The 20,008-nt window shown below is 63.9% G+C and carries 21 protein-coding genes; 9 read left to right on the forward strand and 12 right to left on the reverse strand.

The genetic code is table 11. The features are described 5' to 3' along the window. Positions 1-2: 2 nt before the first annotated feature. Genes DVH29_RS00700 through DVH29_RS00710 form a run of 3 tightly spaced genes read right to left on the reverse strand, consistent with a single transcriptional unit; the run spans position 3 to position 3,171 of the window. Positions 3-380 carry a Na+/H+ antiporter subunit C gene (locus DVH29_RS00700; protein ID WP_114644225.1) on the reverse strand — a complete coding sequence of 126 codons (378 nt, stop codon included), beginning with the start codon at positions 378-380 and terminating at the stop codon, positions 3-5. Continuing rightward, positions 380-802 carry a Na+/H+ antiporter subunit B gene (locus DVH29_RS00705; RefSeq protein ID WP_114644226.1) on the reverse strand — a complete coding sequence of 141 codons (423 nt, stop codon included), beginning with the start codon at positions 800-802 and terminating at the stop codon, positions 380-382. The genes DVH29_RS00700 and DVH29_RS00705 overlap by 1 nt, the downstream gene beginning before the upstream one ends. Then, positions 799-3,171, reverse strand: a complete 2,373-nt coding sequence (locus DVH29_RS00710; RefSeq protein ID WP_245944836.1) for a putative monovalent cation/H+ antiporter subunit A — start codon at positions 3,169-3,171, stop codon at positions 799-801. Before DVH29_RS00710 ends, DVH29_RS00705 begins: the two co-directional genes overlap by 4 nt. A gap of 240 nt (positions 3,172-3,411) precedes the next feature. Here DVH29_RS00710 and DVH29_RS00715 point away from each other — a divergent pair, with 240 nt between their 5' ends. The 3 genes from DVH29_RS00715 (at position 3,412) to DVH29_RS00725 (ending at position 6,871) form a co-directional block, all read left to right on the forward strand. Beyond that, the gene (locus DVH29_RS00715) at positions 3,412-5,490 is read left to right on the forward strand and encodes a S9 family peptidase (RefSeq protein ID WP_114644227.1); all 2,079 of its coding nucleotides are present in this window, start codon (positions 3,412-3,414) and stop codon (positions 5,488-5,490) included. A 108-nt stretch (positions 5,491-5,598) separates the two neighbouring features. After that, entirely contained in the window at positions 5,599-6,201 is a 603-nt protein-coding gene (locus DVH29_RS00720) for a superoxide dismutase (protein ID WP_114644228.1), read from the forward strand. Between the two features lie 142 nt (positions 6,202-6,343). Continuing rightward, the gene (locus DVH29_RS00725) at positions 6,344-6,871 is read left to right on the forward strand and encodes a response regulator (RefSeq protein ID WP_158541508.1); all 528 of its coding nucleotides are present in this window, start codon (positions 6,344-6,346) and stop codon (positions 6,869-6,871) included. Here the strand turns inward: DVH29_RS00725 and DVH29_RS00730 are convergent. From DVH29_RS00730 to DVH29_RS00745, 4 genes are all read right to left on the reverse strand, one after another. Then, entirely contained in the window at positions 6,855-7,385 is a 531-nt protein-coding gene (locus DVH29_RS00730; RefSeq protein ID WP_114644230.1) for a hypothetical protein, read from the reverse strand. The two genes, DVH29_RS00725 and DVH29_RS00730, sit on opposite strands and share 17 nt — an antisense overlap. Before the next feature lie 4 nt (positions 7,386-7,389). Beyond that, entirely contained in the window at positions 7,390-8,886 is a 1,497-nt protein-coding gene (locus DVH29_RS00735; RefSeq protein ID WP_114644231.1) for a helicase HerA-like C-terminal domain-containing protein, read from the reverse strand. Positions 8,887-9,027: 141 nt separating this feature from the next. Beyond that, on the reverse strand, positions 9,028-10,068 hold the full coding sequence (locus DVH29_RS00740; RefSeq protein ID WP_114644232.1) for an asparaginase: 1,041 nt from the start codon (positions 10,066-10,068) through the stop codon (positions 9,028-9,030). Between the two features lie 79 nt (positions 10,069-10,147). Further along, entirely contained in the window at positions 10,148-10,477 is a 330-nt protein-coding gene (locus DVH29_RS00745) for an SH3 domain-containing protein (RefSeq protein ID WP_147275963.1), read from the reverse strand. Positions 10,478-10,647: 170 nt separating this feature from the next. On the opposite strand from DVH29_RS00745, the gene DVH29_RS00750 reads away from it, so the two are divergent. After that, on the forward strand, positions 10,648-11,286 hold the full coding sequence (locus tag DVH29_RS00750) for a PadR family transcriptional regulator (RefSeq protein ID WP_114644234.1): 639 nt from the start codon (positions 10,648-10,650) through the stop codon (positions 11,284-11,286). Here DVH29_RS00750 and DVH29_RS00755 read toward each other — a convergent pair. Both DVH29_RS00755 and DVH29_RS00760 read right to left on the reverse strand, forming a co-directional pair. Beyond that, positions 11,268-11,474 (reverse strand): hypothetical protein, encoded by a 207-nt coding sequence (locus DVH29_RS00755; RefSeq protein ID WP_114644235.1) that lies wholly within the window; start codon positions 11,472-11,474, stop codon positions 11,268-11,270. The two genes, DVH29_RS00750 and DVH29_RS00755, sit on opposite strands and share 19 nt — an antisense overlap. Positions 11,475-11,759: 285 nt before the next feature. Next, positions 11,760-12,452: a hypothetical protein gene (locus tag DVH29_RS00760; protein ID WP_147275964.1), complete on the reverse strand. Its 693-nt coding sequence runs from the start codon at positions 12,450-12,452 to the stop codon at positions 11,760-11,762. A gap of 155 nt (positions 12,453-12,607) precedes the next feature. Between DVH29_RS00760 and DVH29_RS00765 the strand changes: the two genes are divergently transcribed. Both DVH29_RS00765 and DVH29_RS00770 read left to right on the forward strand, forming a co-directional pair. Further along, positions 12,608-13,132, forward strand: a complete 525-nt coding sequence (locus DVH29_RS00765; RefSeq protein WP_114644237.1) for a hypothetical protein — start codon at positions 12,608-12,610, stop codon at positions 13,130-13,132. A gap of 17 nt (positions 13,133-13,149) precedes the next feature. Further along, a complete protein-coding gene (locus DVH29_RS00770) occupies positions 13,150-13,500 on the forward strand; it encodes a hypothetical protein (RefSeq protein ID WP_114644238.1) in 351 nt (116 codons plus the stop codon). 8 nt (positions 13,501-13,508) lie between these two features. Here the strand turns inward: DVH29_RS00770 and DVH29_RS00775 are convergent, their stop codons facing one another. The 3 genes from DVH29_RS00775 to DVH29_RS00785 are packed head-to-tail and all read right to left on the reverse strand — an operon-like array spanning position 13,509 to position 16,926. After that, positions 13,509-15,011: a tripartite tricarboxylate transporter permease gene (locus DVH29_RS00775; RefSeq protein ID WP_114644239.1), complete on the reverse strand. Its 1,503-nt coding sequence runs from the start codon at positions 15,009-15,011 to the stop codon at positions 13,509-13,511. A 10-nt stretch (positions 15,012-15,021) separates the two neighbouring features. Further along, on the reverse strand, positions 15,022-15,474 hold the full coding sequence (locus DVH29_RS00780) for a tripartite tricarboxylate transporter TctB family protein (protein ID WP_114644240.1): 453 nt from the start codon (positions 15,472-15,474) through the stop codon (positions 15,022-15,024). 21 nt (positions 15,475-15,495) lie between these two features. Continuing rightward, on the reverse strand, positions 15,496-16,926 hold the full coding sequence (locus tag DVH29_RS00785; protein ID WP_114644241.1) for an NAD-dependent succinate-semialdehyde dehydrogenase: 1,431 nt from the start codon (positions 16,924-16,926) through the stop codon (positions 15,496-15,498). 193 nt (positions 16,927-17,119) lie between these two features. On the opposite strand from DVH29_RS00785, the gene DVH29_RS00790 reads away from it, so the two are divergent. From DVH29_RS00790 to DVH29_RS00800, 3 genes are read left to right on the forward strand one after another with little or no spacing between them, the layout of a single operon-like run. Further along, on the forward strand, positions 17,120-18,253 hold the full coding sequence (locus tag DVH29_RS00790) for an ABC transporter substrate-binding protein (RefSeq protein WP_158541509.1): 1,134 nt from the start codon (positions 17,120-17,122) through the stop codon (positions 18,251-18,253). Positions 18,254-18,265: 12 nt separating this feature from the next. Beyond that, positions 18,266-19,144 carry a branched-chain amino acid ABC transporter permease gene (locus tag DVH29_RS00795; protein ID WP_114644243.1) on the forward strand — a complete coding sequence of 293 codons (879 nt, stop codon included), beginning with the start codon at positions 18,266-18,268 and terminating at the stop codon, positions 19,142-19,144. Then, positions 19,144-20,007, forward strand: coding sequence for a branched-chain amino acid ABC transporter permease (locus tag DVH29_RS00800; protein WP_114644244.1), 864 nt, complete (start codon positions 19,144-19,146; stop codon positions 20,005-20,007). The genes DVH29_RS00795 and DVH29_RS00800 overlap by 1 nt, the downstream gene beginning before the upstream one ends. Position 20,008 lies beyond the last annotated feature (1 nt).

Raw genomic sequence — 20,008 nt, forward strand, 5'->3', positions numbered from 1 at the left:
TGCTAATAGCTGAGCGGGGGACGCGGAGCCGCTTCGGGCTCGGCGATCCGCATGGTGTCGGTATTGTCCGCATCCAGTTCCTGATAGGCGCGATAGCCCAGCACCAGCAGGAAAGACAGCAGCGCGAAGCCGATGACGATCGCCGTGAGGATCAGCGCCTGCGGCAGCGGGTTGGCCGATCCGGCCAGCGGCAAGGTCTCTCCGGCCGGCACGATGGGCGGGACTTCCGGGGTGAGACGGCCGACGGTGAAGATCAACAGATTGACTCCATTGCCTAAAATCGCAACGCCCAGCAGCATGCGGATGATGGCCTTGGAGAGCATGAGATAGGCGGCGGCGGAGAGGAACAGGCCGATCAGCCCGGCAAGCGCGACTTCCATCAGTCCTCCCCCTCATCGCCTTCAAGGGCCAGCGCCATGGCCCCGACCGCCCCGACCACCACGGCATAGACCCCGATATCGAAGATCAGCGGCGTCGAAAGCGCGATCTCGGATCCGTCCACATCGAAGATCCACCACAACCCGGTGAGAAACGGCACCTCGAACGGCAGGGAGATGAATCCCGACACCGCCGCCAGCACGACCCCGAGCCCGGCAAAGGTGATGGGATGGACGCGGATGGCCTTGCGCGTCTCCCTGACGCCCGTGGCAATGCCGTAGATCGCAAGGGCCGAGGCCCCCATCAGCCCACCGATAAACCCGCCTCCGGGCTCGTTATGTCCACGGAGCAGGACGAACACGGAAAACACCAGCATGAGCGCGGCCAGGGCCGGCGCGGCGGTTCGGAAGATGACCGTATTCATTGCAAACTCCCCTTGATGGCACCGCGGCGCCGGCCCCGGCGCTTCCCCTTGGCGTCGGCGCGCAGCTTGATCAGAGCCAGAATGGCCAGCCCGGCCGCCATCACCACGGAAATCTCGCCCAGCGTATCGATGGCGCGGTAGTCGACGAGAATGACGTTGACGATATTGCGGCCATGGGCGATCGGCGTGCTGGTCTGACGGAAGAATTCGGTCAGCGTCAGATCGAGATCGGTTTGCAGGACAACCAGCAGCAGGACCGCGATGCCGGAACCGAAGGCCAGCGCCACCGCGCCGTCGCGTACCGCCGTTTCGAGGTCCCGATGGTCGACATCGTCCAGATGCAGCCGGGTCATCACCAGCGCCAGGATGATCACCGTCAGCGTCTCGACCATGAATTGCGTGAAGCTGAGATCGGGCGCGCCAAACAGCATGAAGATCACCGCCACCGAAAACCCCTGGATTCCCAAGGCCACAATGGCGGTCAGCCGCGTCTTGGCCGTTAAAACCGCCAGCAGGCCGAGGGCCGCGATGAGGATGGCGCCCCATTCATAAAAGGTCAGTTCAGGCCAGGCGGGAAGCGCCGGCAGGCTGTCGACGACCAGCAGCGGCACATAGATGATACCGGCAAGACAGACGAACATCAGCAGCAGATACCATTCCAGCCGACCATGATGCAGGAGGCGCGTGATGCGGTCCGCAAACCGGATCAACCCGAACATGAGCGCGTCAAAGCCGGCGTCGAAGGTCCAGCCAATGGCCTCCCCAGCCCGGCGCAATCTGTTGCGCACGGCATCGGCTTTCCAGAACAACAGCCCGCCCAGGATCCAGGTCGCCACCGAGGCCCAGACGGCGGGATTGCCAAGATCGAAAGCCAGGTGAATCTGCGCATTCACGGCCCGGTTATAGATCGATCCCCCGGTCGGATTGAGCACGGCGGTGTTGATCCAGTCGGTCGCGAGTCCCGCGCACACGCCGAGAACGGCGAGCACGATGGAGCCCACCAGCAGGCTTGGCGTTCCCTCATGCGGGGAATGGGGCGTCGGCACCGTAGGCCCCAGGAACGGTTTGAACGCGATCAGCAGACCCACCACCATCATCAGGGCATTGCCGATGATCAGGACAGCCAGGAAGGCAAGATCCGGCCATGATCCCTGGGTCAGCGCGAGATACATTTCCTCTTTGGCGAGAAAGCCCATGGCAATCGGGAAGCCGGCCATGGAAATCGCTGCGAGAATGGCCGTGATGAAGGTGACCGGTAGGTTTTCGCGCAGGCCGCCCAAGGCTGTTATATCCCTTGTTCCGGTGCCGTGATCGATGGTGCCGGCCACCATGAACAAGGCGCCCTTGAACAACGAATGGGCGCACAGATACAGGATCGCCCCGAGGATCGCCTCCTTGGTCCCGAACCCGATGAGCAAAACGAGCAGGCCGAGCGACCCCAATGTCGTATAGGCCAGCATCTGCTTGAGATCGGTCTGGCGCACCGCCATCAGCCCGCCCAAGAGCAGCGTTGCGCCGCCGAACAACGTCAGGATCCAGAACCAGGCATCGGTGCCGCCAAGAACCGGATTCATGCGGGCCAGCAGATAGACCCCAGCCTTCACCATGGTCGCCGAATGCAGATAGGCGGACACGGGCGTTGGCGCTTCCATGGCGTTGGGCAGCCAGAAATGCAGGGGGACCTGGGCGGATTTGGCGAATGCGCCGACCACCACCAGGAGCAGCACCACCAGATAGAGGGGGTTTTCCTGAACGCCGCCGGCTGTGGCGAGCATGCCGGTGAGGCTGTTGTGTCCGGTGATCAGCGTCAGAGTTATCAGGCCGGCCAGGAGCGCCAGCCCGCCGCCCCCGGTCACGATGAGCGCCTGGATGGCGGCACGGCGCGCGGCCTGGCGGGAATGATCGAACCCGATGAGGAGGAACGAGGTAATCGAGGTCAGTTCCCAAAAGACGAACAGCGTGAAGACATTGTCGGCCAGGACCAGCCCGAGCATCGAGCCCATGAACATCAGGATATAGGAAAAAAATCTCCCCTGATGGGGATGCCCGGCCAGATAGGCACCGGAATAGATCACGATGAACGTGCCAATGCCGGAGATCATAGCGCCGAAAACGAGGCTCAGCCCATCCACAAAGAAGGAAAAGCTGATGCCGTAGGCGGGAATCCAGTTGAGGCCCACGCGGATGACGGAGAAATCCGAGATGGCCGGGATAAAGCCAAGAAAGGTTGCAAATATCGCAGCCGGCACGATGGCCAGAACCCAGCCTGCGAAGCCACCGGCAAAGACCTTGATCGATGGCGCGATGAGAGCGGCAAGAAAAGGCGCGAGGGCAATAAGGGCTACGACGATTTCGAGATTTGCGGTCAAGCACTCCCCCGCTGCATGAAATTGAGTCCTATGGACTCACTGTCGGCCAACCTAATGTTCTGTCGCGCGCGCTCAATAGCAGCCAGACGATGGAACGCAAAGTCATTCAACCGTCATAAAGTCAAACCTCCACAGGAGAGATGCTGCCGGACTGTATTTATCGCACCGGACGGGCTTGCCTTGTCCTCCAGCAAGGAAGAATAGTGCGCACTGTTTCTCCCCGTCTTCCCATCGAGCATTATGTCCCGCATCACTCCCCCTCTGGCTCCCCGGCATCCGATTTCCGAAACACGCCACGGCACTCCGCGCACCGACCCCTATAGCTGGCTGAGGGCCGAGAACTGGCGCGACGTCATGGCCGATCCAACCGTGTTGCCGGCGGAAATACGCGCCTATCTCGAGGCCGAGAATGCCTGGTACGCCGAGGATTTCGGCAATCCCACCAAGACTTTGCAGGAGCAGATCTATGCCGAGATCAAGGGGCGGATAAAGGAGGACGACAGCTCTGTTCCGTCCGCCGACGGCCTCTTTGCCTATTTCAGCCGCACCCGGGAAGGGGACCAATATCCCCTGGTCATGCGCACCGAGCGCGATGGTGGCGCGGAAGAGATACTGCTCGATTGCAATGCCGAAGCGGGAGAAGGCTATTTCGGTTTCGGCGGCGCGGAGCATTCGCCCAGCCATACCTTGCTGGCCTGGGCGGCGGATCGGAACGGATCGGAGCATTATACCATCAGCATCCGCGACCTGGCGTCCGGCATCGACCGCGACGAAAAGATCGAGAAGGCCGGCAGCGGCGCCGTATGGGCCAATGACAGCGCATCGTTCTATTATATCGAACTCGACGACAACCATCGCCCCTTCAGGGTCCGGCGGCATGTTCTCGGCACGCGCCAGGACATGGATGAGATCGTCTACGAAGAAAAGGACCCAGGATTTTTCGTCGGGGTCGGGCAAACCCAGTCGAAGCGCTTCATAACCATTTCCGCCCACGATCATCAGACCTCGGAGGTCTGGCTGATCGACGCGAATAAAGGGGGATCACCTATCTGCGTCGAACCCCGGCACGAAAACACGGAATATTCGGTCGAGGAGCGCCATGGCGCACTCTTCATTCTGACCAATGACGACGGCGCGGAAGACTTCAAGATCGTCCAGACCTCGTCGAGCGCTCCGGGCCAGGCCAATTGGGTCGATCTCGTGCCCCATGAAGCCGGGCGGCTGATCCTCGACATGGAGGTGCTGGCCAATCATCTGATCCGGCTCGAACGAAAGGACGGATTGCCGCGGATCGTTGCCCACGACCTTCGCAGCGGGGCCGAGGAGGTCATCGCCTTTCCCGAAGAGGCCTATGCATTGGGGCTGGTCGGCGGCTACGAGTTCGATACCGCCACCATCCGGTTCACCTATTCCTCACCCACGACGCCCAGCCAGGTCTTCGATCTCGAGCTCGATACGGGCGCGCGGACTTTGCGCAAGGAACAGGAGGTGCCGTCCGGCCACGACCCGGCGCGCTATGAGACGCGGCGCCTGTTTGCGACCGCGAGCGACGGGGAAACCGTCCCGGTCACTGTCCTTTATCGCAAGGATACCCAGCGGGATGGCACCGCGCCCTGCCTTCTCTATGGCTATGGCGCTTATGGCCACTCCATCCCGGCCGGTTTTTCCATCTCGGTGCTCTCTCTTGTCGACCGGGGATTTGTCTATGCCATTGCCCATGTCCGGGGCGGCATGGACAAGGGCTATCGCTGGTACAAGGCAGGCCGCGCAGCCCAGAAAAGCAACACCTTCACCGATTTCATCGCCGCGGCGGAAATGCTCATCGCCGAGAACTATACCGCCAGGGGTAGGATCGTCGCCGAAGGCGGGTCGGCGGGGGGCCTACTGATGGGCGCCATCGCCAATATGCGCCCCGATCTCTGGGGCGGCGTCATCGCGGTGGTTCCCTTCGTCGACGTGCTCAATACCATGCTCGACGACACGCTTCCCCTCACCCCGCCGGAATGGCCCGAATGGGGCAATCCCATCCTTTCCAAGGAGGATTACGAGCGTATCGCGTCCTATTCCCCATACGACAATATCGCCGCCGTGCCCTACCCACCGATGCTTGTCCTGGCCGGGCTCACTGACCCCCGCGTAACCTATTGGGAGCCGGCCAAATGGGTGGCCCGGCTGCGTGCAACCAAGACCGACGACAACGCATTGTACCTCCGGACCAATATGGAAGCCGGGCATGGCGGCGCCTCGGGGCGCTTCGAACGCATCAAGGAGACGGCCATCACCTATGCTTTTGCGCTCAGATGCGCGGGATTGGCATAAGTTTTCTCCCATTGCCGTTGCGCCCCGATGCGCACCGCTCTATAAACAAAGCATTGGCTTGGTAAATTGCCAGGCACACGGAATTTCATAACCATAAAGGAGGCTTTAATGAGCTTTACTCTCCCCGAATTGCCTTACGCCTACGACGCTCTGGCACCCTATATGTCGAAGGAAACCCTGGAGTTTCACCACGACAAGCACCATCAGGCCTATGTCACCAACGGCTCCAAGCTGCTGGAAGGGTCGGGTCTCGAAGGCAAGTCTCTCGAAGACATCGTCAAGGAGAGCTACGGCAAGAACCAGGGCCTGTTCAATAATGCCGGCCAGCACTACAATCACATTCATTTCTGGAAGTGGATGAAGCCTAATGGCGGTGGCAAGTCCCTGCCGGGCAAGCTGCAGGCCGCGGTTGATTCCGATCTGGGCGGGTTCGACAAGTTCCGCGAGGACTTTCTCGCCGCTGGCGGCGGGCAGTTCGGTTCGGGCTGGGCTTGGCTGAGCTTCAAGGACGGCAAGCTCGAAGTCACCAAGACCCCGAATGGCGAAAATCCCTTGGTGCATGGCGGCACGCCGCTGCTCGGCGTCGACGTGTGGGAACACTCCTATTACATCGATTACCGCAATGCCCGGCCCAAATATCTCGAGGCCTGGTTCGACAACCTCGTCAACTGGGACTATGTCGAGGAACTGTTCGAAGCCGCTTCGAAGTAAGCGTTTTCCACAACCGATCCCGAGGATGGCTCGCCCCGCAAGAGGCGGGCCATTCCTTTTAACGATAGTTCGGATGGGGTGCTTCCCGACTCCGAAACGCTCTGTTAAGCGTTTGCTAACCATCAGCAACGGCGCTTCCATCTTGCAACCAATTCCCACCATCGCCGTCCTTTCGTCCAATCCGGCCCTAACCGCCGTCTTGGGGGCCACGTTGCGGCGTGAGCGCGGCTGGCGTGTTCGGGAATTCCGCCATGCACGCGACCTGCGCGCCTATCTGCGCATCGCCCCCATGGCCGTCCTGGTTTCCGACTATGACCTCGGGGATGAAACCGCGGCGGATGTCGCGGCCATGCTGCGAACCGGTGCCGGCACCCCGGAATTGCAGGGCGCGCAAATCATCGCGCTGGCGCGGCGGGTCGATCCCCATATGCGCAGGATCTGCATTCAGGCCGGCATCGACGAGATCATCGTCAAACCCATGAGCCCGCTCTATCTCGAGGAACGGGTGCGCGAGCGAATCGCGCGGGGCGGGTCCGACTATATCGACGCGGCACCGGCCTATGTCGGGCCGGAACGGCGCAAGCGGATCGAATTGGAGGACAGGCGCCTCGTGCCCATCGAACGCCGGCGCGACAACGTCATTCCCTTCCCGGTCAAACCAGGCGAGTAAGCCGGTTCAGAAGGTCTTCGAAATTGTCGGAGAACTGCACGAGCGTATCGATATTGCCGCGGCCGACGCCGGCGATATCGGCAGCGAACCCGCGGACAACCTCGAAGGCGCGGTCGCGATTGAACAGGCCCACCGGACGCTGCGAGGCCGCGCCTCCCGCCCCCGTCCAGGCGGCATAGAGAGCGGCGGTGGTCTCGATGCAGCCGGGCATGCCGATGACCGCCTGCGCCATCTGTACCGCCTTGATTCCGGCCTGTATTTCCGAATCGCAGCGTTGAACGGAGACGCCGCCGGGAACGCGCAGGTCCCGTGTGGAGGGACCGGAGACCACCGTCACCACGCCATCCTCGGCCAGGGCGGAATCGACCAGGGCCTGGGGCCATTGCCCATTGCGGGCCGTGCATATCACATGCATGCCGTGCCGCGCCGCCACGGCACCTGCGGCGCGGTATTGCGCCTGATGCGGGGTGACGCCGCAATCGGCGAAGACGGCTATCGAAGCAAGCGTGGCCATGGTCTCACCGCGACTTCGTCAGGGAACCGAGAATGCCCCGCACCAGGGAATCGCCCGCCCTGCGGGCCACCGTGCGCACGAAGGTATTGAGCGCCGCCTCGGCGGGCGTCTGGCGCGTCGACCGCTTCGGTTCCTGGGCTTTGCGGCGCTTTTCATACTCCGCTTCGAGCTTGCGGATTTCCTCCTCGCGCTCGGCCAAAGCTTTGTCGCGCAAGGCTTTATCGGCGCGGACCGCCAGGATTTCATAAGCGGATTCACGATCCAGCACGCGGTCATAGATGCCGTCGACCGGGCTTTGCGCGGTGACCGCATCGCGCTCAGCGGTGCCGATCGGGCCCATGCGGGAGGATGGCGGGCGGATCAGGGTGCGTCCGACGACCGAGGGCACGCCCTTGCCTTCCAACACCGAGACCAGCGCTTCGCCGGTGCCCAATTGGGTGATCACCTCCGCCGTGTCGAAGGCGGGATTGGGCCGGAAAGACTGGGCGGCGATGCGCACGGCCTTCTGCTCCCTAGGGGTATAGGCCCGCAGGGCGTGCTGGATCCGGTTGCCCAGTTGCGCGAGAACGGGCTCGGGGATATCGGCGGGATTTTGCGTCACGAAATAAACGCCGACCCCCTTGGAGCGGACCAGCTTGACCACCTGCTCGATCTTGTTGCGCAGAGCATCGGGGGCCTCGTCGAACAGTAAATTCGCCTCGTCGAAGAAGAAAACCAGCTTCGGCTTGTCGGGATTTCCGACTTCGGGCAGTTCCTCGAAGAGTTCTGACAGCAACCAAAGGAGGAATATAGCATAGAGTCTGGGCGCGAGCATAAGTTCATCGGCGGCGAGCACCGATATATAGCCCCTGCCCCGGGAATCCGTGCGCATCAGGTCGGAGATGCTGAGGGCGGGCTCGCCGAAGAACTGCTCCCCGCCCTGTTGCTCGAGGACGAGAAGCGCGCGCTGGATGGCGCCGACAGAGGCGGTCGAGATGTTGCCATAGCGCGCGGAAAGCTCGGTGCGGCGCTCGGCGACATGGGCGAGGAGCGAGCGCAAATCCTTGAAGTCGAGGAGCAGCAATCCCTCGTCGTCGGCCAGTTTGAAGGTGGCGTTGAGGATGCCTTCCTGGGTCGCGTTGAGATCGAGCATGCGCGAGAGCAGCAAGGGGCCCATCTCGGAAACAGTGGTGCGGATCGGGTGCCCCTGCCGACCGAACAGGTCCCAGAAAATCACTGGAAAATCAGTGTATTGGTAGTCATCGAAGCCGATCGTTGCGGCGCGTTCGGCGAGGAAATCCTGGGGCTCTCCGGCCTGGGAGAGGCCGGCGACGTCGCCTTTGATGTCGGCGCAGAAGACCGGGACGCCGGCGCGGGAGAAGCCTTCGGCCAGAATCTGGAGGGTGACCGTCTTGCCGGTGCCGGTGGCGCCGGTGACCAGACCGTGGCGATTTGCAAAGGAAAGCGGCAGATATTGGGGGGAATCGCTGGTGCCGAGATAGACGGCGTCATCGACGAGCATGGGCGTTTTCCGGTTCAATTGGCGTAACACCTATAGCGGCGCGGAGGGTATAGCGGCAAGCACAAGGACGGATCGGCGCCCGCGATGCCGCGAACATTGGGTGAAAGAGGGCGAAAATTGGTGCTCATGCGGCGCCAAGCGCTATGACAATGGCCGTTCTCGCAAAACATGTTCGGTGTCCACGTCCGGAGTCGCTTCCAGCCAGCCGACGTCCTGGCCGGACCAACTGTGCTGGAGGCGGCGGGCGCGGGACTGGAGGAGGGATTTCTGCGCCGCGTCGGGCTCGGCGATGGAGAGCAGCAGCGCCGCCACCATGGCCGTGGCGGCGGGCACCGAACCGTCATCGCATTTGAGCGCGAAGCCGATGCCGCTGTCGCGCAGGGCGCCGCAATACACCCCATCGGCGCCGAACTTGATCATGAGGCGATCGCCGAAGGCAGCCATGATCTCGGTGTCGAACGATCCGGTGCCGCCGACGAGAAAGGGATGCCGGGTGGCGGCGTCGAAAATGGTGCGGGCCGCCGCCGCGGTTTCCGGGGAGAGGCCGGTGCCGGTCGCCATGCGGGCGAAGCCCTGGGCGAACCGCCGCAGGGGGGCGGCCCAGGTGGGGATGGAGCACCCATCGGTGCCGCATTTTCCTTCGGTCAAGGGATGGTCGAGGATTTCCTCGACACGCTGCCTGACGGCGATCTGCACGGGATGGTCGGCGCGCGAATAGCCCTCTAGCTCGATCCCCAGCGCGCGGGCCACGGCGAGCATGCCCGCATGCTTGCCCGAGCAGGCATTGTGGAGCGTCCCCGGCTTGCCGCCGGCGGCGAACAGCGCCTTGCGGGCGGCGGGGTCGATGGGAGGATGGATGCCGCATTCGAGCGCGGTCTCATCGAGATCGGCGGCGGCGAGCATGGCGGCGGCCAGTTCGGTATGCGCCGGCTCGCCATTATGGGAGGCGCAGGCGAGCGCGATGGCGGGCGCCGAATAGCCGAAGCGCTCGACGGCCCCCGAGCGCAGCAGCGCCACGGCCTGCACGGCCTTGATGGCCGAGCGCGGGAAAATGTCGCGGTCGATATCGCCAACCGATGCGAGGACGCGGCCCTCGGCATCGGCGACGCAGATGGCGCCGCGATGCAGGTTCTCCACCCAATTGCCCCGGACCGACCGGGCCAGAACAGGATTGGCCGCCATGAAAAAACCCCGCAATGTCCAGCCCTCGAAGGACTGCACGCTGCGGGGAAAGTCAAGTCTTTGGAGGACCAGTGGAGGATCAGTGCGGGAGGACGGCCAGAAAACGCGAATTCACCCAGCCATAGGCGCGGCCGCCGGCGACGAGGCACCAGTCGGAGGAATTGTCGACCTCGATGCAGCGCTCGACCCAGACGGCGGCATGCGGAGGCAATTGCCCGACCTGCCGGGAATAATGGGCCGGCCAGCGCCGGACATTGAGATGATCGTCCTGGGCGACGCCGGTCACCTGCGCCCGGAGCTCGACCGGATAGCCCCGCGCCATGGCCGGCGGCGTGAACACCCCCGAAAGTATTATTGCCACAAGGCCACCAATTATGGCCGGGAAGGCAAGACGAGACGACAGCATCATGAAATCCCCAATTTCGTCGCTTACTGTCACAACGATAGGAACTCGCCGTTGAACAGCGCGTGAGGTGTGCATTCAGCTGTTGTTCACGGGGGGCCCAGACCACTAACATGGGATAAGACGGCAATCGGGGCACAGGGCCCCGGCTCCGGCATGAAAGGAAACGATACGAAATGTCAGCAACCCGCCTTCTGGTTCTTGCCGTGGTCCGCGCGCATGGACGGACCCATGGCTATCGGGTGGGACAGGACCTTCTGGGCTGGAACGCCGACAAATGGGCGCATATCAAGACCGGATCGATCTATCATGCGCTGCGGCAGCTGACCAAGGAGGGCCTTCTGGAAGAATGCCCGGACGCGGTTTCCGACAACGGGCCCATGCGCAACGAATACGAACTCACCCCCGGGGGGGAAGCCGAATTCAACCGGCTGATCGAAAAGGCGCTGACCGTGCCCCAGCCCAAGCCGGACAGTTTTTGCGCCGGGCTGGTGATGATGTCGGCCCTCTCCCGCGACAGGGTGCTGGACTATCTGCGCCGGCGGCTGGCGACCCTGGCCGAGCAGCGCTCACGGGTCGATCTCGCCAACCACAATGCGCACTGGACCGGGGAGGATGCCCTGCCCGCGCATATGGACGCGCTGCTGGGCTTCTGGGCCAACCACACGGAAACCAGCCATGACTGGGTGGATGCGCTGATCGGCAAGATCGCCGGCGGGGCCTATGAATTCGCCGACGACAACCCAAAAGTGTTCGCCACGCCGGGCTCGCCCATGCCGGTGCGGCAACCCAACAGCTATGACCGCGCCGGGTGATCGCGGCCGGACAGGTGCCGGTCTATGGCGCGGGTGGCGCGCTGCCGGCACAGGGCCTCGCCCTCGTTGGGGGTGGCGCGGATCTTGTCGGCGATCTGCGCGGGGCGCACGGGCGGCCAGATCTTTATGCGCCAGTCGCGCTCGAAAACCATGCGGATACGATAACCACGATATTCGAATTCAGCCATTGCCCTTCTCCCATCTCAAGGCGGTTTGCCACACAAGCTGCGAAAACGGATCGGGTTGCACTTCCCTCGAAAGAGTTAATCATTATTAATTAATGGCGGGATCGCGGCTTTATGAGGGCAGCGGGCCGCGGCATTTTCACGCCGTGCTTCGCACGATCTTTACTTGGTCGCGCTTCCGAACCGCAAAAGTGGTGCCCACTTTTGCTGGAAGCACTCCGGGGCCTTCACTTGGTCGCGCTTCCGAACCGCAAAAGTGGTGTCCACTTTTGCTGGAAGCACTCCGGGTCAATTCACGCAGAACGGTTCGCGCTCAAGGCTGAGGCCGCCGCCCCAGGGGTCCCAGCGATTGACCAGGCGCCATTCGATCCGCTCGCATCCGCCATCGCCCCCCGAAGCCTCGGTTTCCGCGTCCGGCTCGGGCTTGGGCTCGGGCCGGGGACGCTGGACCTCGATGGAAAATATCGCCGTGATGTCGCGCTCCTCGGCCGGGGCGGAAGCGGTGGGAATGCGGCGGAAGGTGAGGCTCCCCTTCTCCATCCCGATCTCGCCGCTCCAGAACAGGTCGAACCCATCGGAATGGGACGCCGAGAGCACGCGCCCGGCGGCGTCGATCCGGGCGATGCCGTCGCCAGCCAGAGAACGCCAGATGCCGTCGTCGTCGCCGGTGAGGGTGACGGAGACTTCAAAGCCACTGCCCTCATCGTCCTCGCCCCGGGTGATGAATTCGACGGTGCCGTCCTCGCCGGAGACAAAGAGGATTTCGGCGTCGCCCCAGTCCCGGTGGATGCGGCCCCCGCCCTCGGCCGGGAAGAGCTCGATGGTGAAGCGCCCGGTATAGGCTTCATCCAGCGTGGCGGGAAAGCGCGTCTCCTGCGCGGCAAGCGGGGCGGCGGTCAAGAGGATTGCCGCCGTCAGCATCATGCCGAGGCCGGACAATCGGTGCCGGATCGGTGTCGTTCTGGCAAGTTCGGTGTGCATGTCCCGGTTCTCCCGCAATTCATCCTGGTGACGTTATGAAGGTAAAGACGCTTTCGGCGGGCCGAAGTTTGGGAAATAATCGAAAAAATCGGCAGGGCGGCCAAGAGAGAGTTCCGATCCAGCGTCTGATGGATGGATAGCACGGAGAAACGATCATGAAGAAGCTGCTCACCGCCCTTGTCCTCGGCCTTGCGACGTTTGCCCCGGCGCAGGCGCAGGAGGCGCCGGACTTTGCCACCATGCCCATGGAAGAGATCGCGGCGGAGGCGGAAGGGCTGCATCCGGCGGCGCTCTATGTGCTCGCCGGCCGGCTGCTGGTCGAGGGCCAGGGCCAGGAGGCGGCCAACTGGATGTATGCCGGGCAATTGCGCTATCGCTTCATGATCGCCGCGCTGGGCGAGGCGGCGGGCAATGAGCGGGTGCTGTTCTCGGCCCTCACCGAACAGGTGGGGCGGCCGGTCAACGAATATATCGCGGGCGACCCCGACGAATGGATCGCCGCCATGCAATGGGCGCTCGAATGGGACGCCAAGACCCCCAACGCCGTGACCTCGAAAACCGAGCATGCCGACCTTTTGCAGGAGGTGCGGCAAGGGCTCGAAAGCCTCATCGTGCAGGTAGACACCAGCCGAGACGAGATCCGCGAGCAGCGGACCGCCAACGGGCTCGAGAACCGGTAGGGGCCGGTTTGCCGCCGATGCTGGACCCGCTTTTTCGCTTCGCGCTTCGGGCGCTCCTCTTCATCCTGCGCACACTGGGCTGGCTGGTGCCGACCGTGGGGGCCGGGGTGGCCCTTATGGGCGTCATGTTCTGGGTGATGGGCATTCCCGGCAGCTCGACGCCGGATTATTACCGCGACTGGCTGCTCGGGCTGCTGGTGCTGGCGGGCTATCTGAGCCTTTACGGGCTCTATGTGGTGCTCGGGGCGATCGGCAAGCTGTCGGGGCAGACGCGGCTGCTCTATGCGGTGACCGCCGGGGTGTGGGTCGCCGGGATCATCGCGGTGCAGGTGATGCACACGCTGTGGATGCGCCTCAGCGCCGGGTAGAGTTCCCTTCAGTCCTCGACGAAAATGTCGGCGCGTCGGTTGGAGATCATGGGCAGCACCACGAACAGCACCGCGATCGCCGAAAAGGCCAGCAGGGTGGCGCTGATCGGCCGCTGCACGAAGATCAGCGGATCGCCATTGGACAGGATCATGGCGCGGCGCAGGGTCTCCTCCATGATCGGCCCGAGGATGAAGCCCAGGATGAACGGCGCCGGCTCGCATCCGAGCTTGATCAGCAGATAGGCCAGCAGGCCGAAGAACACGATGGAATAGAGGTCGAACACATTGCCGGTGACCGAGAAGGTGCCGATGGAGGAAAACACCAGAATGGTCGGGAACAGGGCCTTGTAGGGGATGCTCAGCAGCCGCACCCAGATGCCGATCAGCGGCAGATTGAGCACGACCAGCATGACGTTGCCGATCCACATGGAGGTGATCAGCCCCCAGAAGATGTCGGGATTGCGCACCGCGACGTTGGGGCCGGGCTGGATGCCCTGCAGGATCATGGCGCCCAGAAGCAGGGCAAGGACCGGATTGGCGGGAATGCCCAGGGTCAGCATGGGGATGAACGAGGTCTGCGCCCCGGCATTATTGGCCGATTCCGGCCCGGCAATGCCCTCGACGGCGCCCTTGCCGAAGGTTTCGGGGTGGCGGGAGATGTTCTTTTCCATGGAATAGGAGCCGAAGGAGGCCAGCAGCGGCCCGCCGCCGGGCAGGACGCCGAGCAGGGAGCCGAGAAAGGTTCCGCGCAGCACCGGGCCGATGGAGCGGCGCAGCTCGTCGCGGCTGGGCAGCAGGCCCTGGACCTTGGCGGTCAGGCGGCGCTCGGCCTGCCGGCTCTCCATGTTGCGCAGGATTTCCGAGACCCCGAAGGTGCCCACGGCCAGCGCCACGATGCTGACGCCGTCGGCGAGCTGGAGATTGCCGAAGGTGAAGCGCTGGGCGCCGGTATAGACGTCGGTGCCGATCATGCCGAAGGCCAGGCCGAGAAAGATCATGGCGAAGGCCTTGAGGAGCGAACCGTGGGCCAGCGCCACCGATGTGACCAGGGCCAAGACCATGAGCGAGAAATATTCCGGCGCGCCGAATTTGAGCGCCAGGGCGGCGAGCGGCAGGGCGAGGATGGCGATGAGCAGCGTGCCGATGGTGCCGGCGAAGAACGAGCCCAGCGCCGCGATGGCGAGGGCCGGCCCGGGCCGCCCGTTCTTGGCCATCTGGTGGCCGTCGATGGCGGTGACCGCCGCCGTCGCCTCGCCGGGGACGTTGAGGAGGATGGCGGTGGTCGAGCCGCCATATTGCGCGCCGTAATAGATGCCGGCCAGCATGACCAGCGCGGCCAGCGGCGGCAGCGAGAAGGTGATGGGCAGCAGCATGGCGATGGTGGCGGTGGGCCCCACCCCCGGCAGCACTCCGATCAGCGTCCCCAAAAGGGCGCCGACCAGGCAGTAGAACAGATTGGTCGGGGTCAGCGAATGCGAGAAGCCCAGCATGAGGAGATCGATGAATTCCATGGCTGTTCTCTCAGCTGAGCCAGTGGCCGATGATCGGCAGCGGCAGGTTGAGGGCAAATCGGAAGATGGCGAGGCAGAACAGGGTGAGCCCGGCGGTGAGCAGCAACCGGAACCGCCAGCTCGCCTCGCGGCTGGCCAGGCTGGCGACGAAGGCGGCGAGCGCAGTGGCCGGGCCGAAGCCCAGCCCGCGCACGGTGAGGCCGAAGACCACCGGCGTGGCGGCGACCATCAGCACCGAGGTCAGCGGCGGCCAGGTGAAGGGCTCGGAGGTGCGCCCGAAGGCCTTCGCCGCGATCACGAGGCCGAACACGACGAGGCCGATGCCGATGATGAGGGGGAAATAGCCCGGCCCCATCATGAAGGCGGTGCCGATGCTCAGCCCGGTATAGGCGGTGATCGCGAAATAGAGGCCGAAAGCGGTAAAAATGGCCCCGGCGGCCAAATCGGAAATGTTGACACGCATCGGGCGAAACCCTTCCGGTGATTACCTGGCCGACTCCGCCACGAATTTCGTGGTCAGGTAGGACTGGATGCCCTCGGTGCCGCCCTCCCTGCCATAACCGGAGTCGCGGTTGCCGCCAAAGGGACCTTCGGCCAGCGAGACGGCAAAGGTGTTGATGCCCAGATTGCCGCAATTGAGATCGACGCCGACCTTGTGGGCGAGTTCCAGCGACTGGGTGAACACATAGGCGGCAAGGGCGTAGGGCGTCGCATTGGCCCGGGCGATCACCTCGTCATAGTCCGAGAAGGTGGTGACGGGGACCACGGGGCCGAACGGCTCCTCGGACATGATGCGGGCGTCGTCCTTCACCCCGGCCAGGATGGTGGGCGGGTAATAATAGCCCTTGCCCTCCGGGCGCTGGCCGCCGCTGACGAGGGTCGCGCCCCGGGAGACGGCGTCGGCAACCAGGTCCGCGACGGCATCGACGCGCCGGGCGCTGATCAGCGGGCCCATTTCGGTGCCGGCGGCGGCGCCATCGCCGACCTTGAGGCCGGAGGCCGCGCTGGCCAGTTTTTCGGTGAACCGGGCGGCGATCTTCTCGTGCACGTAAAAGCGGGTGGGCGAGGAACAGACCTGCCCCGCGGTGCGGAACTTGATGGGGACGACCTTGCCGACCACGGCGTCGACATCGACGTCATCGAAGACGATGACGGGGGCGTGGCCGCCGAGCTCGAGGGTGATGGGCTTCAGATGATCGGCGGCCTGGCGGGCGAGGAGCCGCCCGACCGGCACGGAGCCGGTGAAGGAAATCTTGCGCACTTCCGGCGCGGCGATCAGCCGGCTGGAAATATGGGCCGGGTCGCCATAGACCACGTTGAGGACGCCATCGGGCAGCCCCGCCTCGGCAAAGATCCGCGCGAGCAGCGCGACCGCCGAGGGAGTTTCCTCGGCCGGCTTGGCGATCACCGTGCAGCCGGCGGCCAGCGCGGCGGACAGTTTTCGCGAGAGCGGGACCAGCGGCCAGTTCCAGGGGCTCAGCGCCAGGACCGGCCCGACCGGCTCGAGGCTGGTGAACTGGCGCACGCCGGCCATGCGGGCCGGAACGGTGCGGCCGTAAATGCGCCGCGCCTCCTCGGCGAACCACTCGTAGAAATCGGCGGCCCAGGAGACTTCGGCCATGGATTCGGCGAGGGTCTTGCCGTTTTCGCGGGTGATGATGGGGGCGAACTCGTCGGCGCGCTGCCGCATCAGGGTGGCGGCACGGCGCAGGATGGCGCCGCGTTCGATGGCGGGCGTATTCTTCCAGCCTTCGAAGGCGGCGGCAGCGGCCCGGAGCGCCGCGTCGAGATCGGCATCGGTCGCCACCGCGAGCCGGCCGACGACCTCGCCATTGGCCGGGTTGACCACGTCGCGCCGGCCGCCATCGGAAGCCGGCTTCCATTCCCCGCCGATCAGAAGATCAATATCGCTCATAAACCCATCCCAGACATTTTTTTGCTGTTTCGCAAAACAGATCACATGTTTCCTTATGCGTATTGCGTGTGGAAGTTCGGTGTCAACCCCCGGCAGGTTCGGTTGACACAAAAACCAACGCATGCGATTTGTAAGAAACGGTCGTTCTTTTTAAGCGAACATGGCCGCAACTGTTTGGGAGGAGACCCTCAGGATGATCCATCGTCGAAATCTTCTTATCGCGACAGCTTTTGCCGCATTGCTCGGCATTGGCAACAGCGCGTATGCACAGCAGGACCCGATACGCGTCGGCGTGCTGGTCGGCACCTCGGGCGCCAGCGGCCAGATCGGCAACTGGACCAATCGCGGCGTCGAGATCGCCATCGAGGAACTGAACGAGGCCGCCGGCTTCCAGCGCTTCTCGATGTTCTCCGAGGACAGCGAATACAAGGCGCAAAAGGGCCTCGAAGGCTTCAACAAGCTGACCAATGTGGACGGCATCGACGTGCTGATAACCTCGGGCAGCGCCGTCCTGCCCACCATCGCGCCGCTGGCCGACCAGCGCGAACTGGTGATGATGAATGTGGGCGCCCAGAGCCCGGCCATGGCCGGCATCGGCAAATTCACCTTCAGCGTCATCCAGCTCGCCGATTTCGACATCGCGGTGATGGCCAATTATGCCTTCGACACCCTCGATTTCCAGCGGGGCGCGGCACTCTATATCTCCAACGATATCGGGCAGACCAATGTCGTCGAGTTCGAACGCCAGTTCACCCAGCTCGGCGGCGAGATGGTGGCCATCGAATCGTTCCGGGCCAGCGACACCAATTACGGGCCGCAAGTGGCCAAAATCGCGGCGGCCCAGCCCGACTTCGTCTATCTGGTGGGCGATGTCGACGTCGCGGCGGCAGCCACGCGCCAGATCAAGGCGCTGATGCCCAATGTGCAGATCCTCACCTATGGCGGCATGGAGAGCCAGCTCTTTCTCGACGCGGCGGGCGCCGCGGCCGAGGGCCTGCTCTATACCCAGACCGATTTCGACCCCTCCAGCGACGATCCGGCCATCGCGGCCGTGGCCCAACGCTACCAGACCCGCTATGGCGAGGACTTCACCAGCCCGTTCATCGGCTATGCCTATGACGCGATGATGGTCGTCGCCGCCGCGCTCGACGCGGCCGGGGAGACCGGCGAGCCGTTGCGCGCCGCGATCATGGACCGGCGCGACTTCCCGGGCATTACCGGCGACGTGGTGTTCCGCGACGACGGCACGGTGTCCAAATCGGTGATCATCAAGGGGGTCCGCGACGGCGCCTTCGTGCTGGTCGACCGCGTCGGCGCGTCCGAATAGGAGCCGCCGTCAATGAACCTGTTTCTTCAGCTCGCCGTCAACGGGATCTATGCGGGGTCGATCTTCGCCCTGTTCGGACTTTCGTTTGCGCTGATCTTCGCAACCACAAAGGTTTGGCATTTCGCGCAGGGAGCTGTGTATTCAGGCTCGGCGCTTATCGTTGTCGCCCTGGCGACAACGATAGGCCTCCTCCCGGCCATCCTCGCCGGTGTGGTCTTCGCCACGCTCGGGGGGCTGGGCTGCCAGGCCGGCATATACGGCCCGCTGCGCCGGCGCGGGGCCAGCATGCTGGTGATCGTCATGGCCTCGCTGGGGGTGACGATCGTGGGGGAAAACCTGCTTTCGATCCTGTTCGGGCCCTCCCAGAAGACCTTGCTGGTCGATGTGGGCGGACCGATCATCGCGGGTGGCATCGTGATCTCGCGCGCCCAGCTCCTCGCCCCGATCATCGCGGTGGCGGTGGTGGGGCTGGCGCTGTTCGTGCTCTACCGCACCGATTTCGGCCGCAAGGTGCAGGCCCTGATCGGCGATGAGGAGCTGATGCAGCTCCAGGGCATCGCCACGGGCCCGATCCGCATGGCCTGCGTCGCCTTCGGCTCGGCCATCCTGCCCATCGCGGCGGTGATGCTGCTTCTGTCGGGAACCGGGGTATCGCCCTATATCGGCCTGCCCGTGGTGCTGATCGGCGCCATGTCGCTGTTCCTGGGCGGCATCAACAGCATGCTGGGCGCGGCCATCGGCGGCTTCCTCATCGGCTTCGTCGAGAACGTCGCGCTGTATTTCATCCCCAGCAGCTGGCAGGCCGCGTTCACCTATTCGCTTTTCCTCGCAATCATCCTGGTTCGCCCCACCGGCCTGCTTGGACGTCGACTGATACAATCGAGCATGTAATGGCAACATACATCATCGGAATTCTGGTCACGGTCTCGCTCTTTGCCATATTGGCGATGAGCCTCGATCTTCTTCTTGGCTATACGGGCCTGTTCACCATCTCGCATGCGGCGATCTTCGGCATCGGCGCCTATGGGGCGGCCCTCACCATGCAGGCCTTCGGCTGGGGCTTCCTGCCGGCGGTCGGGGTGGCGCTGGGCGCTTCGGCGCTGGTGAGCGCGGCGATCAGCCTGCCCTCGCTAAGGGTCAGCGGCGACTATCTGGTGCTGGCCTCCTTCGCCATCCAGGAAGTGTTCTACAGCCTGCTGGTCAATCTCGACGGCATCACCGGCGGGAGCGCCGGCCTGCACCGCATTCCCCAGCCGAGCATCCTTGGCTTCACGCTGACGCGGCCGCTGGATTTCCTCATCGCCTATACGCTGATCGCGGTGCTGATCTTCATCGCGCTTTCGGTGCTGGTGCGCTCGCCGTTCGGGCTCTTGCTCAAGGCGATCCGCGAGGACGAGATCGTGCCGCAGACGCTGGGCAAGGACGTCGTCGCCGCCAAGGTGAAGATCTTCGTGATCGCCGGCTGCGTGGCGGGGCTGGCGGGGGCGCTCTATGGCTCCTACTACACCTTCATCGATCCCCTCACCTTCGACGTGCACGCCTCGGTGCTGATCCTCTCCATGGTGCTGATCGGGGGGATGGGGACGCTGTGGGGCCCGGTGGCGGGGGCGGCCCTGCTCATCATCCTGCCCGAACTGCTCCGCTTCTTTCCCTTCCCCAGCGAGGTGCTGGGCAATCTGCGGCAGATTTTCTACGGGCTCATCATCATCGGCTTCTGCTTCCTGCGGCCGACCGGCCTTGTGAGGGCGCGCTGAC

The sequence above is a fragment of the Pelagibacterium lacus genome (assembly GCF_003345525.1).
Classification (GTDB): domain Bacteria; phylum Pseudomonadota; class Alphaproteobacteria; order Rhizobiales; family Devosiaceae; genus Pelagibacterium; species Pelagibacterium lacus.

Bases quoted from the DNA above. Each gene is read 5' to 3' on its own strand.
- DVH29_RS00700 (WP_114644225.1), bottom strand. From the start codon at position 380: ATGGAAGTCGCGCTTGCCGGGCTGATCGGCCTGTTCCTCTCCGCCGCC.
- DVH29_RS00705 (WP_114644226.1), bottom strand. From the start codon at position 802: ATGAATACGGTCATCTTCCGAACCGCCGCGCCGGCCCTGGCCGCGCTC.
- DVH29_RS00715 (WP_114644227.1), top strand. From the start codon at position 3,412: ATGTCCCGCATCACTCCCCCTCTGGCTCCCCGGCATCCGATTTCCGAA.
- DVH29_RS00720 (WP_114644228.1), top strand. From the start codon at position 5,599: ATGAGCTTTACTCTCCCCGAATTGCCTTACGCCTACGACGCTCTGGCA.
- DVH29_RS00730 (WP_114644230.1), bottom strand. From the start codon at position 7,385: ATGGCCACGCTTGCTTCGATAGCCGTCTTCGCCGATTGCGGCGTCACC.
- DVH29_RS00735 (WP_114644231.1), bottom strand. From the start codon at position 8,886: ATGCTCGTCGATGACGCCGTCTATCTCGGCACCAGCGATTCCCCCCAA.
- DVH29_RS00740 (WP_114644232.1), bottom strand. From the start codon at position 10,068: ATGGCGGCCAATCCTGTTCTGGCCCGGTCGGTCCGGGGCAATTGGGTG.
- DVH29_RS00745 (WP_147275963.1), bottom strand. From the start codon at position 10,477: ATGATGCTGTCGTCTCGTCTTGCCTTCCCGGCCATAATTGGTGGCCTT.
- DVH29_RS00750 (WP_114644234.1), top strand. From the start codon at position 10,648: ATGTCAGCAACCCGCCTTCTGGTTCTTGCCGTGGTCCGCGCGCATGGA.
- DVH29_RS00755 (WP_114644235.1), bottom strand. From the start codon at position 11,474: ATGGCTGAATTCGAATATCGTGGTTATCGTATCCGCATGGTTTTCGAG.
- DVH29_RS00760 (WP_147275964.1), bottom strand. From the start codon at position 12,452: ATGCACACCGAACTTGCCAGAACGACACCGATCCGGCACCGATTGTCC.
- DVH29_RS00765 (WP_114644237.1), top strand. From the start codon at position 12,608: ATGAAGAAGCTGCTCACCGCCCTTGTCCTCGGCCTTGCGACGTTTGCC.
- DVH29_RS00770 (WP_114644238.1), top strand. From the start codon at position 13,150: ATGCTGGACCCGCTTTTTCGCTTCGCGCTTCGGGCGCTCCTCTTCATC.
- DVH29_RS00775 (WP_114644239.1), bottom strand. From the start codon at position 15,011: ATGGAATTCATCGATCTCCTCATGCTGGGCTTCTCGCATTCGCTGACC.
- DVH29_RS00780 (WP_114644240.1), bottom strand. From the start codon at position 15,474: ATGCGTGTCAACATTTCCGATTTGGCCGCCGGGGCCATTTTTACCGCT.
- DVH29_RS00785 (WP_114644241.1), bottom strand. From the start codon at position 16,926: ATGAGCGATATTGATCTTCTGATCGGCGGGGAATGGAAGCCGGCTTCC.
- DVH29_RS00790 (WP_158541509.1), top strand. From the start codon at position 17,120: ATGATCCATCGTCGAAATCTTCTTATCGCGACAGCTTTTGCCGCATTG.
- DVH29_RS00795 (WP_114644243.1), top strand. From the start codon at position 18,266: ATGAACCTGTTTCTTCAGCTCGCCGTCAACGGGATCTATGCGGGGTCG.
- DVH29_RS00800 (WP_114644244.1), top strand. From the start codon at position 19,144: ATGGCAACATACATCATCGGAATTCTGGTCACGGTCTCGCTCTTTGCC.